This is a genomic window from Microcystis sp. M_OC_Ca_00000000_C217Col, assembly GCF_007095585.1.
Classification (GTDB): domain Bacteria; phylum Cyanobacteriota; class Cyanobacteriia; order Cyanobacteriales; family Microcystaceae; genus Microcystis; species Microcystis panniformis.
The window spans coordinates 1-15,312 of sequence record NZ_SFBV01000141.1 but is presented as its reverse complement, the minus strand read 5'-3'; the positions used below and the strand labels follow the sequence as shown (position 1 = coordinate 15,312).

Sequence of the window (15,312 nt, the reverse complement as noted above, 5' to 3'; positions counted from 1 at the left end):
GCTCCTGTGCTGCTTCTTCTGGCAAGGGGATTAAATTGCCTTCCGAGTCATAAAATCTGGCCCAGATTGCCGTTTCTCGGTCAATAGTACCCTCCCAAGTTCCCAACCAATAGCCTAAGGTTTCGCACCATAACCAGCCGCGCTCGTTTCGTTCTAAAGAATGGTAACGTTGGTCGGCCCCTAAATGCCATCCTTGTAAAGAATTGCCATCAAAAGGATCGTAGATGAAATAATCCGGCGTGCGGAAGGTTCCCTCATAAATTGCCTTTTTTCGCACTTTATCAGTCTTAGCGGTACTAGGAGAGGTTAATTCCACGATAACATCAGGATAACGTCCCTCTTCTTCCCAAATTACCCAACCCTGTCGCTCTCTCGTACCATCGACATTGAGGACAGCAAAGAAATCTGGCCCGCGAAAATCGCGATTTTTCGCCTGTTCGCGGCTGAAATAAATAAACATATTGCCACCAGTGTAGAAGTCGTCTCGTTCGCCATAACCCTGCTGTAGGGAGCGAATCAGGACATTCATGGCAATGCGGTGTCGGTTGCTTTCCAAGGGTTCACCATCATCAAAAATTAAGTCTGTGGGGGGTGGGGGGGGTTCCCAGAAGTCCTCGAAATCTTCTTCTATCAGTGCCGGAGAGGTGGCAGTTTCGTCGCTTTTGGCAATCGTCATTTTTTCGGCCTCTCTAGGTGGGAGTATCCATATTTTTGCTGATTATTGATCCTAATATTACATCAGAATTTAGGAGTCAGTCCCGATGAAAAATTTTTCACCCCCACAGATGAAAGAGGTTTCCTTCCCTACACCCCACACCCCACACCCTCTTTCAAGTCAGGAGATAGATAGGAGTTGAGAAAATTATCTTCGCTTAACAATGATCAAAACTTTTCTTCTGGGTGCGTTACATTGGGCTAACACACCCGAATAATATTCTTAAGCTAACTAAAAAACTTGGCTTTATCTTTAACTAATTTTGTCCCGATTCCGGCGGCAATGACTTCGGAGAGAATGCTAATTAAACGATAGATAGCAACGGTGACAAGTACGTTAGCGGCGGGAAATTTTTCTGTGTCTAAAAGTGCGATCACTGTGGCTTCAAAAACTCCTAATCCCCCCGGCGCTCCGGGGACAACTAAACCCAATAACCAGGCAAAACTAAAGGTTCCTAAGAGGGGTAAAATCTGAGCGGGTGTGATCATTTTTAACACCATCCAAGCTAAAATAAAACCCGCACCGCGCCACAATAAAAATCCAGTTTCACCCAAGAGAGGGACGAGAGGATATTTAGTTAGATAAACAGGTTCTTGAGCAATCTTTTTCTTTTGGCTAAGGATTTTGAGAGGATAATTTAAAAATTTGGGATGAATGCCGATTAAAATTAATCCTAAAACTAATATCTGTATCCCTAGACTTGAGCTAGATTTCATCCAACCTAAACCACTACCAATAACTGCTATGGCTAAGGCTGCACACACCAGTAATAAAAGTTCTAATAAAACGCTTAAACTAGCGGTTCCCCAATCACTTCCTGCTTTATTAATTGCCACAATGCGAGCATAAAAGTGTCCGATATTACCGGGTAGGTATTTTCCTAAATTGGTAATCATATAGATCCCAATTCCTGTGGAGGTTTTAATCGGTTGTTGATAGCTTTTGAGTATCCATGTCCACACCCATCCTGCCCAAATTTGAGCGATAACTGTGGTTACAAGTGCCAAGAAAAGAAATAACCAGCCATGATTTTCAATTCTAACTGAGGTGACGTTATCCCAGTTATTTTTAAGGTTACTGAGAACAAAAAATAAGGTTCCCCCAATAATCAGCCAACGTAGAAACTTTTTCAGCATTTCGTTTTTTCCTTTATTCATTTTCCGGAGGGAACCAATCGAGATCAAGGAGATTTTCTAAACTGTAGGGACATTCCCCAGGAAAACTAACTTGATTATCGGTTTTTTCTCTAACATAATTTAAGGCTTTCTGGTAAATACGAGGTAATTCTTGAGTGAGATAATTACGGAGATTATTAGTTAAATAAGTATCGATCTGGTTTTTGAAATTGACAATTTCTGAGCGCCAATGACTACGATTATATTTTCTCTTGACTGTCCAAAATTGTAATAATAAACAATGTCTGATAATTTGCTGTAAAAAACTAGCAACACGAAACTTCTTCTCGTTTCCCAAGTCTTCTAACTCCTCGATTAAGTTTTCTAAGTCTAAAGCTTCATATTTTTTATTCTTCAAGAGTTCAATGGTTTCTTCTAACCAGAGAGAATCGTCAATCTCGTAGAGAGTTTTTAAGTCGGGAATAACAGTCATTATCGTCTCCTTTATTCGTAAGGTGGTAGCCAATTAGGATCGAGAAGTTCTTCTAAACTGTAGGGACAAGTATTAGGGAAAGTAACTTGATTTGTTGTCTTTTTTCTCACATAACGGATTGCCTTATAATAAATATTATCAAATTCTTGTTCTAAATATTTCCGTAAACTTGCCGTTAGGTAGGTATTTAATTGATCTTGAAAATTTACCAGTTCTGATTCCCAATGACTTTGATTATATTCTCTTTCCCCTGTCCAAAATTGCAGTAACAAAGCATGACGAATAATTTGCTGCAAAAAACTAGCAACCCGAAACTTTTTTTCGTTACCCAAATCTTCTAACTCCTCGATTAAATTATCTAAATCTAAAGCGTCAAATCTCTTCGCTTTTAAGAGTTCGATAGTTTCTTCCAACCAGAGGGAATCATCAATCTCGTAGAGAGTTTTTAAGTCGGGAATAACAGTCATTATCATCTCCTTTATTCGTATGGTGGTAGCCAATTGGGATCGAGAAGTTCTTCTAAACTGTAGGGACAAGTATCAGGTAAAATAACTTTATTCTTTGTCTTTTTCCGCACAAAGAAAACTGCATCTTCATAAATGTTAGTTAATTCATTTTGTAAATAATTACGGAGATTGGTGGTTAAGCCTCTTTTTAGCTGAATTTGAAAGTTGACTATTTCTAACTCCCAGTGATCCTGATTATATTCTCGTTCACCTGTCCACAATTGTAATAATAAACAATGTCTAATAATTTGCTCTAATAAACTGGCAACACGAAACTTTTTTTCGTTTCCCAAATCTTCTAACTCCTCGATTAAATTGTCTAAATCTAAAGCGTCAAAATTTTTAGCCTTGAGCAGTTCTATAGTTTCTGCTAACCAGAGAGAATCATCAATTTCGTAGAGAGTTTTTAAGTCGGGAATAACAGTCATTATCGTCTCCTTTATTCGTAAGGTGGTAGCCAATTAGGATCGAGAAGTTCTTCTAAACTGTAGGGACAAGTATCGGGAAAGTTGACTTTATTATCGGTTTTTTGACGAACATATCGCACGGACTCAAAGTAAATTTGCTCAAATTCCTGTTCTAGATATTTACGAAGATTTGTGGTTAAATAACGTTTTAGTTGATCTTTAAAACTAACTATCTCTGCTTGCCAATGAGCCTGATTATAATCTCTCTCGCTTATCCAAAATTGTAATAATAAACAATGTCTAATAATTTGCTGTAAAAAACTAGCAACACGAAACCTTTTTTCGTTCCCCAAGTCTTCTAACTCCTCGAGCAAGTTTTCTAAGTCTAGCGCTTCAAAATTTTTAGCCTTGAGCAGTTCGATAGTTTCTTCTAACCAGAGAGAATCATCAATTTCGTAGAGAGTTTTTAAGTCTAGAATAACAGTCATTTTTTATTTCCCCTAGAATTGGCAATAGTGACCAGTTAAACCGATCACTAAAGCTTTTTTCCTGTTTATATACTAGATAATTTTAGCGGAGCGCAGACCGAAAAAGAGACCGAGGGCAATTCCGGTAAAAACGATCAGATAACCCGCTAAAGCAGCAACAGCTAACACAGACATGGTGAAAATCTCCCAAGTAATTTAATCTTTTTTAGCATTGTACCGTTATTCTTGCCCTTCCCCTTCCTCGTCTTCTATATCTTCCCCAAAGCGCTGCTGGGGGGGGATTGCGGCGACAATTGCCTCGATTACCTTGCCGACTGGAACAATTTCTAAGCCCACATCTTCGGGATAAACTTGACCTCTAGGGACAATCGCCCGTTTAAAGCCCAATTTAGCCGCTTCTTTTAATCTTAGTTCCATTTGCGACACTAAGCGCACTTGTCCGCCTAATCCCACTTCCCCGATTAAGACTGTGCGCGGATCCACGACTCGATCGCGAAAACTAGCGACAACAGCGATCGCAACTCCCAGATCCGCCGCCGGTTCTTCCACTCCCAACCCTCCTGCGGAGGCAACATAGGCATCTAATTTCGATAAAGGAATGCCGACGCGCTTTTCTAAAACGGCGAGAATTTGCTGTAATCGGTTGTATTCTATGCCAGTAGTCGATCTTCGCGGGGAAGCATAGCTGGTAGGGCTAACTAATGCCTGTAACTCCACCACAATCGGGCGTGTACCTTCACAGGCTACCACCGTCGCCGTACCTGGGGAAAATTCGTCGCGATTGCCTAAAAATAATTCTGAGGGGTTTTCCACTTCCACCAAACCGTGGTCCACCATCTCGAAAATACCGATCTCATGGGTTGCCCCAAAACGGTTTTTCACGGATCTTAAGAGACGATGGGAGGCATAGCGATCGCCTTCAAAATATAACACCGTATCGACCAAATGTTCCAAAACTCGCGGACCTGCGATCGCCCCTTCTTTAGTCACATGACCGACAATTAATAAAGTAATATTCTCCCGTTTTGCTACCTGCATCAAGGCGGAGGTACATTCGCGAACTTGGGCGACGGATCCCGGTGCGGAAGTTAACGCGCCAAAATAAAGAGTTTGAATACTGTCAATTACCGCCACCTGTGGGCGTAGAGATTCTAATTCCCGCAAAATTTCCTCTAAATCGGTTTCTGGCAAAACGTAGAGATGATTATCGAGTTCTGCGGTTGATTCAGAGGCTTTGTTCTCCTTGCCATTGCCGTTATTTTCCGACTCCACGGGAACCACTCCCACCCCCAAACGGGCAGCCCGCAGTTTAATCTGTTGTCCCGATTCTTCGGCGGAAACGTAGAGGATGCGCGGTAATCTTTGGGCGAGTTGGTTGGTAACTTGCAGTAAAAGCGTCGATTTGCCGATACCCGGATCGCCGCCGATTAGTACAAGAGAACCGGGAACAATGCCACCACCGAGAACGCGATCGAATTCCCCGTAACCAGAGGGAAAACGTTCCTGTTCATACTGGGTAATTTCCGAGAAGCGCACCGAGATGCGCGGTTGCGGGTTGCGTTGTCCTTTGCCGTTATTTGGGCGACTATTTTGCCATCCTGGGCGATTTCCCGCCGGATTATTGCCACCAGCCATCACTTGTTCTTCTAGCGTCCCGTAGGTGTCACAACTGGGGCATTTTCCCAACCATTGGGGAGATTCCGCCCCACAAGCGCTACAGATATATATTGTTCGCGATTTCGCCATGTTTTTTAAGAAAAGTTGAAGAAAAGCGGTTTGAGGATCAATTCTCTTGTCAAATTTAATTAAGTATGATAGGGGGGAAGGAAGACCCTAAAGTTATTGATAATTGTCATAAAAGAAATAAAATAGGAAATTTAGGCTTAATGATAACGGCCAAAGGATATTCTATAAACAGGAACGCTCGTTATTTAACTTTAAAATTCATCACACTATTTAACTAAGGAGTGTTAATTCAGTTGGAGAACCAAAAGGAAAAAATTCTCGTTGTTGATGATGAAGCCAGCATCCGTCGTATCTTAGAGACTCGTTTGTCGATGATTGGTTATGAAGTCGTCACCGCCGCCGACGGAGAGGAAGCTTTAGAAACCTTCCGCACCGCCGAACCCGATTTAGTGGTTTTGGATGTGATGATGCCGAAATTAGACGGTTACGGTGTCTGTCAGGAACTCCGCAAAGAATCGGATATTCCTATCATTATGTTAACCGCTTTGGGCGATGTGGCCGATCGAATTACCGGGCTAGAATTGGGCGCGGATGACTATGTAGTTAAACCTTTTTCTCCCAAAGAACTCGAGGCGCGGATTCGTTCGGTGTTGCGTCGGGTAGAGAAAAATGGCGCTCCGGGGATTCCTAGTTCCGGTGTGATTCATATTGGTTCCATTAAAATCGATACCAATAAACGCCAAGTTTATAAGGGGGATGAACGCATCCGTCTGACTGGTATGGAATTTAGTTTACTGGAATTATTGGTCAGTCGATCGGGAGAAGCTTTTTCCCGCTCGGAAATCCTTCAGGAAGTTTGGGGTTATACCCCCGAACGTCATGTGGATACGCGGGTGGTAGATGTGCATATTTCCCGTTTACGAGCCAAATTAGAGGATGATCCCAGCAATCCTGAGTTAATTCTCACCGCTAGAGGTACAGGCTATCTTTTCCAGCGGATTTTAGAACTAGACGAGGAATAGTTCTCAGCTATGGCACCAGCTGATCCCAATCGTATTTTAAGACTGTTACCCCTGTTCGCCGGCATCGTCGGGGGTACGGTATTAATGTTTAATCGTTTTGCCACTGCCGATTTAACCCCATCGCAAGCGCGTTCGGATGTGATGGGAGTGATTTTGAGTGGGGTTTTAATTTTGGTGGGTTTAATCTGGCAAAGAGTTCAACCCCGCTTACCGGATGCTGTGGAATTAATCGGGCGCGAAGGTCTGGAATTTGCCCCAGATTTGCCAGAACAGGTTAAAATTGAGCTTGCTTGGGCTTCCCATTTACTTTTAACTAACACCGTGACAAAATCTCTGATCGTTTATTATCAGGGAAAAGTTTTATTACGTCGCGGTATCTTAAGCCAGAATTCTGAAGTTAAAGTTAGTAATATTATCAAAAGAGTTTTAGAAACCGGTAAAGCCGTTTATTTAGTTAATTTAAATTTATATCCCGCTAAAATCGAGTTTGACTATTTGCCAGAAAACACCCAAGGCTTAATCTGTCAACCCATCGGTAAGGAAGGGGTGTTAATTTTGGCCGCCAATGCGCCGCGCAGTTATACTAAACAAGATGAAATTTGGATCGAGGGAATTGCTGATAAATTAGCCGACACTTTCAGTCAGTTTTAGACGATTTCAGTAAGATTTAAGAATTTGGTTAAGATGAGAGTAAACAGTTAGCGATCGACCTGTAGCTACAGCAGTTATCTCAATGGTGAGATAGCTATACTTTGCCGGCGGCGATCGAAGCTTTTAAAAATCGTTAACTGATGCCAAGCTGAATATTTTCTGGAATTTTATTCCTCTCCGGAGACTTCCAATGACTCTGCCAGTGAATTATCTTCAATTTCTATCTCATCAATTGTATCATCAGTTAAGCCCAACTCTTTCTTGGCGAACACACGCCTTGCACGACGATCAAGAATTTTGATAATATTGGTTCTATCTTGTTTAATTGCATCAATGTCTTCTTTTTGTATCAACACCATATAGTATCTCGATACTTCCATCATTCGATAAGCATACTGAAAAGCGTCTCTAGTAAATTCACCAGTAGTCACAATCATAACTACGTCAGACCCTGTTACGAAGGTCATACCAACTTCTTTGGCTAATACTTCTACATCTACTCGCTTTGTATTTTTACACTGAATTTGCCAACGATGATAAACAAAGCGGTCTGATGCTGCCAGAACATCTACTTCACCCTGTCCAGTTTCATAGTCTCTTTTCCGCCATTTTGTGAATCTAAGACTGGTTAGACGAATCATCCAAATCGCCAGCAGTTCAAGAGCTTTACCTTTAATATGTTTGTCGGGATTATCTAGGTCATTAACAACATCTTCAAAACTTCGATTTAGCTCGGTTTGGGAGATTTCTGTAATATCGGATATAGATTGTAATAATCTAGATAACAGTTCCATCTGTGATTTCTCGGTAAGCTTGACAAGATTAGGTTTCGCTCCTCGTCCACCAGTCGTTTTCTCAGTTGCAATTAAGCCGACTTTTACTAAAGGTTGAATAATATCCTGAACAAAAGATTTCGAGGGGAATCGTATTTTATAAACACTGGTGGCGTATCTGGTAATTTTATTCCACTCGGTTAGCTCAGTAATCGCCATCTGAAGCATAGCCAGTAAAAAATATTTTTGTTCGGAACTAAGAGTATAAAGCTCGTCAATATAGTCTTGATCGAGTTCCAATAGATCATAGACTCGATCCCAGTTAATCTCATAACTTTTCTCCAGGACTTTAGCTTCTTGTAACCATTGTCTCATGGTACTAACATAAGTACAATTGGTCGAGAGTGAATACCCCATTTCTTGAAGTTCGTAAGCGATGATTTCTAGCTGGGGTTTATCTCCCCTGCTATTAATTGCTTCTATCGCTTTTATTAGGGACATTCCAGTTAGGTTAACAAGAATATGGCGAGCAAAAATTGAGAAAACTGTCTCAGTATCTTGTTGATTGTCTAATATTTCATTAGCGATATCCGTGAGTCGATACTGCCAATCATCACCATCAATTGATTCAACCAACTTATAAGCACGAAGGGAAAGAAATGTATTCATGGCAAGTTTGCCACGATTCTCTCCTTTCTGTAGATCGTTTTGGCTGGAATGGCCAGCATAATAACGTTTAGCAATCTCATCCTGAAGCACCCGACGATCAGGAAGACAATCAGAACAAAGTTGTACTAATTCAGATACTTGAAATTGCTTAGGAGAAAACTGGTCGCCGTAGGTAAATCTGATGATTTTTTTGTCTGTCATACTATCATCGCTTGCAGGAAACAAATCTAACTGAACAAAAGGTTTTTGAGGAGCCATGGTCAAGCTTTTGTCAGAACAATCCTTAGCCAGTTCTAAGGCTCGTGCTTTCAGAGTTTTTCTATCCTTTATAGGAGCCACGACCAAAGGAGCATCTTGTTCAAATCGAAACTGCGACGCTATCATATAATCTTCATTTAATTCAAACGCTAACCAACGACGCTCAAGGGTTTCAGCGACTCGTCCTGTCATGTTTGAACCAGCAAAAGGATCGAGAACTAAATCACCAGGCTCAGTACAGAGACTAATAACAAATTCGGGTAAAGCTTGCGGAAATCTAGCAGGATGGGGTTTCACCCCTTCTTCCTTACATCTTCTTTGATAGTAATCATTAGATGCCGTGTTAGAAGCAGATATAACATTTACTGGCTGCCCTAAATCATTCTCTAAAATCCAGTTGAACTCTCCCAGGACTGGACTACCTATAGACGCGCCTCTTTCCTGAATAGAATCAGTAATAATATTTGGGGGAATAGCTCCTCCTCGGTCATTCTGAAATTTAGTAGAAATATCATGTCCTGACGGACGCAGTTTTGCCTCATAGCCATTTTTAATCAGGTTTTTCATTGCCTCGCTATAAGGCCGTAAAACTCTCTTGTTGTTTGCTTTCGGGTGCGGCTCCTTCGATAACCACCAAACGGTATTGACAGCATCCTTGACGCGTTCCCTCCTGACTGTCACCCATTCTGCGGGGGTAGGAAGTTTGGCTGGATTATACCAAAAAAGTTCTTGGGCGAGAAAAAAACCTAGTCCACCTGCTAATCTCGGTTTACAAAGTTCTATAACTAACTCGAAATGATACAGAGAACGTACGGGAAAACCTTTAAGCCAACTACCACCAATATCTATAACTAGGGAGCCTTTGGGCTTGAGAATACGATAAAATTCACCAGCAAATATTTTAAACCATTCAACATAATCATCAGCGTCCACATTGCCATATTCTTTTTTTCTTACTAAGGCAAAAGGTGGGGAAGTACAAATCAAATCGACACTCTCATCCGGCAACTTCCCCATCAGTGTCAGGCTATTACCCAAATAAGCGGAACCGAGCCGAGTCTCATAATAGGGATTTCGGCTGATTTTGATTAAACCATCGTACTCAGTAACAATTGGCACTACTTTATTTTCTAGCTATTTTTCCTAACTTCTAACCCTGATTATCGGTCAGGGGTCGATGTTTTTCGATCAAATCGATCGCCTGGGTGACACTTTCGGGGAAAATTACCACTAAACCACCCTCAGAAACCGTGCTTAAAGCCTTCTCTAAAGCTTCCGTTTCATCGAGAATAACTTCTGGCCGCAAACTGGGATTTTCTTGGCTAATTCCCCGGAGAATTAAATCGGCCACTTCCCCCCGGCGGCGACCGCGAGTATCGTTATCTTCCTTAACAATAATTCGATCGAACATTTGGGCCGATAATTTCCCTAGTAAAATTAAATCATCATCACGTCGATCGCCCGGTCCCCCAACCACGCCGACTTTTTCCCCGGACCAATTGCCGACAAAACCGCCGACGGCTTCGTATCCGGCGGGATTATGGGCATAATCGATTAAAGCGTGATGGTGTCCCAAGTCAAACAGGTTCATCCTGCCGGGGGTCTGGGCCACGGAAGGTTTAAAAGTCCGCACCCCTTGGCGAATTAACTCGATATCGATACCCTGCACAAAAGTGGCTAAACAGGCGGCCAAGGCGTTAGCAATCATAAAAGGAGCCATTCCCTGCATAGTCACGGGAATATTGACTGCTTCCTCGATTCTCAGCGTCCATTCTCCCTCTAGAATCGACAGATAGCCATTCTCATAAATGGCGGCCATGCCACCGCGACGGATATGGTCGTGAATAATCGGGTTATCGGGACTCATGGAAAAATAAGCGACTCTTCCCTTGACTTTTTCGGCCATACTAACGGTCAAGGGGTCATCGGCATTTAAAACCGCGTAACCCTCGGCGCTAACCACCTCGGCCACAACGCTTTTTACCTTCGCCATTTGTTCGATGGTGTCGATATCACCGATACCCAAATGGTCGGCGGCCACATTTAACACCACCCCCACATCGCACTGATTAAAGGCTAAACCCGATCGCAGGATACCACCCCGGGCCGTTTCCAACACAGCAATCTCTACTGTGGGATCCTTCAAAATCATACTGGCACTGTAGGGACCGGTGTTATCGCCCTTTTCTACCAGATAATCATCGATATATACGCCGTCCGTCGTGGTAAATCCGACTACTTTCCCCGTTTGCCGGCAAATATGAGAGATTAAGCGGCTAGTGGTGGTTTTGCCGTTAGTTCCCGTAATTGCCAGAATTGGCACGCGACTGGGAGTCCCGGGGGGGAATAACATATCGATAACTGGAGCGGCGATATTGCGGGGTAAACCGCGACTGGGGGCGACGTGCATCCGAAAACCGGGGGCGGCGTTGACTTCTACGATTACCCCGTCCACTTCTTTCAGGGGTTTGCGGATATCCTCTGTGACCACATCGATCCCGGCAATGTCCAAACCGATTAATTTTGCCACTCTTTGGGCGATCCAGACGTTTTCGGGGTGAATTTCGTCGGTACGATCCACGGCGATGCCGCCGGTGCTTAAATTAGCCGTGGCCCGCAGATAGGCGATCTCTCCCTGGGCTAAAATGCTGGTTAATTCATAGCCCTGTTTCTCTAGCACATTAAGGGCGGTTTTGTCAATAGTTATTTTAGTTAAAACGTTGGCATGACCGTCACCCCGGTTGGGATCTTGATTAGTAATTTCGATTAATTCTTCTATAGTTGAGCGCCCATCACCGACGACGTGAGCGGGAATCCGTTCGGCCACGGCGGCGACTTTGCCGTTTATGACTAAAATTCGGTGATCACTGCCTTTATAGTACCTTTCTACGATCACGCTGCGGGTTTTCGAGGCGGCACTGGCTAGATCATAGGCTTCCTCTGCTTCCTGTTGAGTTTTAACATCGATGCTGATGCCCCGGCCGTGGTTGCCATCGAGGGGTTTAATCACGATGGGAAATCCTCCCACTTCCTCGATTGCCGCTGACAACTCATCCAAGTATTGAATCACCGTACCCCGGGGGACGGGAATCCCACCATCCTTGAGGATAGTTTTCGTGCCTTCCTTGTCACAGGCCAACTCAACGGCTAAAATCCCCGAAAAACTGCTTAAAGTGGCTTGAATGCGCTTTTGGTGAACACCATAGCCCAATTGCACCATGGCACGAGCGCTCAGGAGTAACCAGGGAATATTTCTAGCTTGTGCTTCTTTGACGATAGTTTCGGTACTCGGACCGAGGGAGGCATTATTGCATAAATCGCGTAAATCGGCTAAATCCTGGGCCAATTCTTCCTTAGGATAGGTTCCCGTATCGACAATCGATTGACACAAACGCACGGCAGCCCGACCCGCATAACGTCCCGCTTGCTCGTCAACGTACTCAAACACCACGTTATAGACTCCGGGGGTGGAGGTGCTTCTAGTGCGACCAAACCCGACGGGAGTTCCCGCCAATTCCTGCAATTCTAGGGCGATATGTTCGATAATATGGCCCATATAAGTGCCAGTGCGGACTCGTTCAAAGAAACCGCCGCGATAACCGGGGGAGCAGTAATGTTCGACTAAACTGGGGAGAACGTCGATTAATCCCTCGTAAAAGCCGGGGATTTCATTCGATGGCTTCTCTGCGAGATCTTCGAGATCCAGACGCATAACAATGAGCTTGTCGCGACGAATACTCCAGTAGTTGGGACCGCGCAGGGTTTGGGTTCTGAGAATTTTCATGATGTAGCTGGTGTTCGCTGTTGAGAAGCACAAAGAAGCCGTTCTTTATTGTCTGGTTTTCCGAGATGGGTAAACTGTTCATCGTGAACAGTTTTTCAGGAGTTTTTTTACGCCAATTTAGGGATCACTTGCTGTTTTTTGAGATGATAGCCATCACCGTAGGCAAGAATATGTACCCGCAGGTTATGCAGACTCAGGGGTTCGTTTGCGGTGACGTGATGGTGGTTGGTGTGGGACATTTCCCTAGCATCAATTACCGTCACTGTACCGCAGCCGATTACTGTCATCATGCCATCCCGTTCAAACATAGCGCAGGTATCCTCATCGATGCCAATTCCTAAACGTTCGGGATAACCAGAGATAGCGCTCATTAACCGGGCCATGCGATTGCGATTGTGGAAGTGTTGATCGACAATAACTTCAGGAATGAGACCTAATCCCATGGCCATGTCCACTAGGGCCCGATTGGGTGCTTCCCCGCTGCTGCCCCCAGCAATCATGTGATGACCCATAACGGCGGCCCCGGCGCTAGTTCCGGCCAGGGTTAGTTCTCCCTGTTGCACTCTTTGTCTGATTCTTTCCATCAGGGGAGTATCGGAGAGCAAACCGCATAAACGCAGCTGGTCGCCTCCGGTCATAAATACACCTGTACACTCTTCGATGTAGGCTTGGAATTGGGCATCTTCTCCCTGCACACGATCGCGAATATCGATAACTTTGACGTATTTTGCCCCCATTTCCTCGAAAATCTTCTGATAGCGATCGCCGATTAAAACTGGTTCTCTGGAAGCGGAGGGAACAATAGCGATCACTGCTTCGCTACCCCCAGCGCGATTCCAAAAGGTATGCAGTATCTCTTTACCGTGGACTTTATCCTCGGCACCTCCAATGACTAAAATCGCCGTTTTGAGAGATACGGGGGTAGGATTTTGGTGGTGTTGGGTTTCTAGCTCGATGATCATGTCACTGAACGAATAGACATTTTTAGGGATGGAAGGTTTTTCGGGAAGATGTACAGGTATCTTGATGTTATTTTCCCTGAGCGGTTGACGGAAAAAAATGCGGTTTAGGAATATTTTTCGGGACATCAAGCAATAGTAGAGGCGATTTTAGCAATTTTCTTCGATCCACTGGCAATGACGGACTGTTAGTTAACTTTTAGTCTAGGCTAGACTTCGATCACTCAAGCTAGAGCCAGAAAAAACCCTAGACAGTACAGCATAGTCTATCATGTTATCGAGATAGACTGGCGCAAAATTAGCAAGATTTTAACCGATCGAACCGTGACAAAATGATACATTAAACACTATCCCAGTCTAGGCCTTAATTTTCCCCGTGCAGTTTGACATTATTACTCTCTTTCCCGATTTTTTTACTTCACCGCTGCAGTCGGGGTTGTTGGCAAAAGCTCTCGAACGCGACATCGCTAGGGTAAATTTGGTCAATCTTCGGGATTTTGCCCATGATAAACACCGTCGTGTCGATGATGAACCCTACGGTGGTGGTGTAGGAATGTTATTAAAACCAGAGCCAATTTTTGAGGCGATCGAGTCTTTAGCAATTTTACCACCCCGGGAGATCGTGCTGATGACTCCCCAGGGGGAACCTCTCAATCAAGCTTTACTGAAAACCTGGGCCAGTAGTTATCAGCAGTTAATTCTCATCTGTGGGCATTATGAAGGAGTAGATGAGCGGGTTTGTGAGCATTTGGTGACTAGAGAGGTATCTTTAGGGGATTTTGTCCTAACTTGTGGGGAAATCCCGGCTTTAGCCATTATTAACGGGGTGACGCGGTTGTTACCCGGGACGGTAGGTAAAGCAGAATCGTTGAAATTGGAGAGTTTTGAGGCAGGTTTATTGGATTATCCCCAATATACCCGGCCGCCGGTCTTTCGCGGTTGGCAAGTGCCGCCGGTTTTGCGATCGGGTAATCATCAGGATATCGCCGATTGGCGCTATCAACAACAACTGGAGCGCACGAAGGAACGTCGTCCGGATATCTGGCAAAAATGGCTAGAGGAACAGGATTAATCGCCAAAAATGCTCCCGTGGGGTGTGGGGTGTGGGGTGTGGGTACTTAAAAATCAAAATCACCGGTAAAGGAACGACGGATGGGATAGGAAACAGATTTATATTCTGTAAAATGGGAAGTATTGGTCAGTTTTTCTTCTAATCGTAATAATACCTCTTGATTATTGATATTATTCCCTTGACTGGTTAGGATAAATCTTACTGGAAATTCTCGCTCTCTTGGATTTTCCGATGGGGAATCAAAAGTCAGTTCGTGGAGATCAGAAATTAACTCTCCTATGGGGGTATAGATGCCAGCTTTTAGCCTACGAGGTTGAACTTTATCGGTGACGGGTTTTTGTTGATAAAAAGTAACAGCTAGTTGCCCTGATGTAATGGTTGAGGTAGAGTTACGAATAATTTCCACTTCCACGGTAGAAAGATCCCCTCGTCTTTTTTTATTAACTTTAACAATGGGAATAATAATTTCCTGTAAACTTGCGCCACCATGAACAAAACGACTTCCCGATCCTTGGATTCGTAAACGACTAATAGATTTGGGAATTTGGATTTCTAGTTCTCCCGTTAAACCGATCTGTTGTGCTTTAAATTTTTTGGTGGTGATTCGGTAGTAGTGATGGCGGCTTAATCCTTTGCTTTGCTGTGCATTGTAGTCATGGATAAAATACCAAACAGCCCCAACGTGATTCTCCATTTTTTTAGAGAAAGATAGAC

Annotated in this window: 15 protein-coding genes; 3 read left to right on the top strand and 12 right to left on the bottom strand. The window is 43.7% G+C overall.

Annotation, left to right across the window (positions count from 1 at the left end):
* The 8 genes from EWV66_RS08320 to radA all read right to left on the bottom strand — a co-directional run.
* Positions 1–676: Uma2 family endonuclease (locus tag EWV66_RS08320; RefSeq protein ID WP_272079475.1), on the bottom strand; the 676-nt coding region annotated here is incomplete at its 3' end.
* 266 nt (positions 677–942) lie between these two features.
* Positions 943–1,872, bottom strand: coding sequence for a lysylphosphatidylglycerol synthase transmembrane domain-containing protein (locus EWV66_RS08315; protein WP_072923696.1), 930 nt, complete (start codon positions 1,870–1,872; stop codon positions 943–945).
* The gene (locus EWV66_RS08310) at positions 1,865–2,323 is read right to left on the bottom strand and encodes a DUF29 domain-containing protein (protein WP_052277042.1); all 459 of its coding nucleotides are present in this window, start codon (positions 2,321–2,323) and stop codon (positions 1,865–1,867) included. Before EWV66_RS08310 ends, EWV66_RS08315 begins: the two co-directional genes overlap by 8 nt.
* Before the next feature lie 11 nt (positions 2,324–2,334).
* Positions 2,335–2,790, bottom strand: coding sequence for a DUF29 domain-containing protein (locus EWV66_RS08305; protein ID WP_072923694.1), 456 nt, complete (start codon positions 2,788–2,790; stop codon positions 2,335–2,337).
* An 11-nt stretch (positions 2,791–2,801) separates the two neighbouring features.
* Positions 2,802–3,257 (bottom strand): DUF29 domain-containing protein, encoded by a 456-nt coding sequence (locus EWV66_RS08300; RefSeq protein WP_052277041.1) that lies wholly within the window; start codon positions 3,255–3,257, stop codon positions 2,802–2,804.
* Positions 3,258–3,268: 11 nt separating this feature from the next.
* Complete coding sequence (locus EWV66_RS08295; RefSeq protein ID WP_052277040.1) at positions 3,269–3,724, bottom strand: DUF29 domain-containing protein; 456 nt, start codon at positions 3,722–3,724, stop codon at positions 3,269–3,271.
* Between the two features lie 72 nt (positions 3,725–3,796).
* Entirely contained in the window at positions 3,797–3,898 is a 102-nt protein-coding gene (gene petL / locus EWV66_RS08290; RefSeq protein WP_002752397.1) for a cytochrome b6-f complex subunit PetL, read from the bottom strand.
* Positions 3,899–3,943: 45 nt separating this feature from the next.
* On the bottom strand, positions 3,944–5,470 hold the full coding sequence (gene radA, locus EWV66_RS08285; protein ID WP_052277039.1) for a DNA repair protein RadA: 1,527 nt from the start codon (positions 5,468–5,470) through the stop codon (positions 3,944–3,946).
* A 233-nt stretch (positions 5,471–5,703) separates the two neighbouring features.
* Between radA and rpaB the strand changes: the two genes are divergently transcribed.
* Both rpaB and EWV66_RS08275 read left to right on the top strand, forming a co-directional pair.
* Positions 5,704–6,432: a response regulator transcription factor RpaB gene (gene rpaB, locus EWV66_RS08280; protein ID WP_002734727.1), complete on the top strand. Its 729-nt coding sequence runs from the start codon at positions 5,704–5,706 to the stop codon at positions 6,430–6,432.
* Between the two features lie 9 nt (positions 6,433–6,441).
* A complete protein-coding gene (locus EWV66_RS08275) occupies positions 6,442–7,083 on the top strand; it encodes a cofactor assembly of complex C subunit B (protein ID WP_052277038.1) in 642 nt (213 codons plus the stop codon).
* 167 nt (positions 7,084–7,250) lie between these two features.
* Here the strand turns inward: EWV66_RS08275 and EWV66_RS08270 are convergent, their stop codons facing one another.
* From EWV66_RS08270 to EWV66_RS08260, 3 genes are all read right to left on the bottom strand, one after another.
* On the bottom strand, positions 7,251–9,902 hold the full coding sequence (locus EWV66_RS08270) for a DNA methyltransferase (RefSeq protein WP_052277037.1): 2,652 nt from the start codon (positions 9,900–9,902) through the stop codon (positions 7,251–7,253).
* A gap of 31 nt (positions 9,903–9,933) precedes the next feature.
* Positions 9,934–12,567, bottom strand: a complete 2,634-nt coding sequence (gene cphA / locus EWV66_RS08265; protein ID WP_072923688.1) for a cyanophycin synthetase — start codon at positions 12,565–12,567, stop codon at positions 9,934–9,936.
* A 107-nt stretch (positions 12,568–12,674) separates the two neighbouring features.
* Positions 12,675–13,529: a cyanophycinase gene (locus EWV66_RS08260; RefSeq protein WP_043995965.1), complete on the bottom strand. Its 855-nt coding sequence runs from the start codon at positions 13,527–13,529 to the stop codon at positions 12,675–12,677.
* Positions 13,530–13,902: 373 nt separating this feature from the next.
* Here EWV66_RS08260 and trmD point away from each other — a divergent pair, with 373 nt between their 5' ends.
* On the top strand, positions 13,903–14,598 hold the full coding sequence (gene trmD / locus EWV66_RS08255) for a tRNA (guanosine(37)-N1)-methyltransferase TrmD (RefSeq protein ID WP_052277036.1): 696 nt from the start codon (positions 13,903–13,905) through the stop codon (positions 14,596–14,598).
* Between the two features lie 46 nt (positions 14,599–14,644).
* Here the strand turns inward: trmD and EWV66_RS08250 are convergent.
* A partial coding sequence (locus EWV66_RS08250) for a PglZ domain-containing protein (RefSeq protein ID WP_502705670.1) occupies positions 14,645–15,312 on the bottom strand: 668 nt, incomplete at its 5' end.

Excerpts from the sequence above, each read along its gene's own strand:
- EWV66_RS08315 (WP_072923696.1), bottom strand. The coding sequence starts at position 1,872 with ATGAATAAAGGAAAAAACGAAATGCTGAAAAAGTTTCTACGTTGGCTG.
- EWV66_RS08310 (WP_052277042.1), bottom strand. The coding sequence starts at position 2,323 with ATGACTGTTATTCCCGACTTAAAAACTCTCTACGAGATTGACGATTCT.
- EWV66_RS08305 (WP_072923694.1), bottom strand. The coding sequence starts at position 2,790 with ATGACTGTTATTCCCGACTTAAAAACTCTCTACGAGATTGATGATTCC.
- EWV66_RS08300 (WP_052277041.1), bottom strand. The coding sequence starts at position 3,257 with ATGACTGTTATTCCCGACTTAAAAACTCTCTACGAAATTGATGATTCT.
- EWV66_RS08295 (WP_052277040.1), bottom strand. The coding sequence starts at position 3,724 with ATGACTGTTATTCTAGACTTAAAAACTCTCTACGAAATTGATGATTCT.
- petL (WP_002752397.1), bottom strand. The coding sequence starts at position 3,898 with ATGTCTGTGTTAGCTGTTGCTGCTTTAGCGGGTTATCTGATCGTTTTT.
- radA (WP_052277039.1), bottom strand. The coding sequence starts at position 5,470 with ATGGCGAAATCGCGAACAATATATATCTGTAGCGCTTGTGGGGCGGAA.
- EWV66_RS08275 (WP_052277038.1), top strand. The coding sequence starts at position 6,442 with ATGGCACCAGCTGATCCCAATCGTATTTTAAGACTGTTACCCCTGTTC.
- cphA (WP_072923688.1), bottom strand. The coding sequence starts at position 12,567 with ATGAAAATTCTCAGAACCCAAACCCTGCGCGGTCCCAACTACTGGAGT.
- EWV66_RS08260 (WP_043995965.1), bottom strand. The coding sequence starts at position 13,529 with ATGATCATCGAGCTAGAAACCCAACACCACCAAAATCCTACCCCCGTA.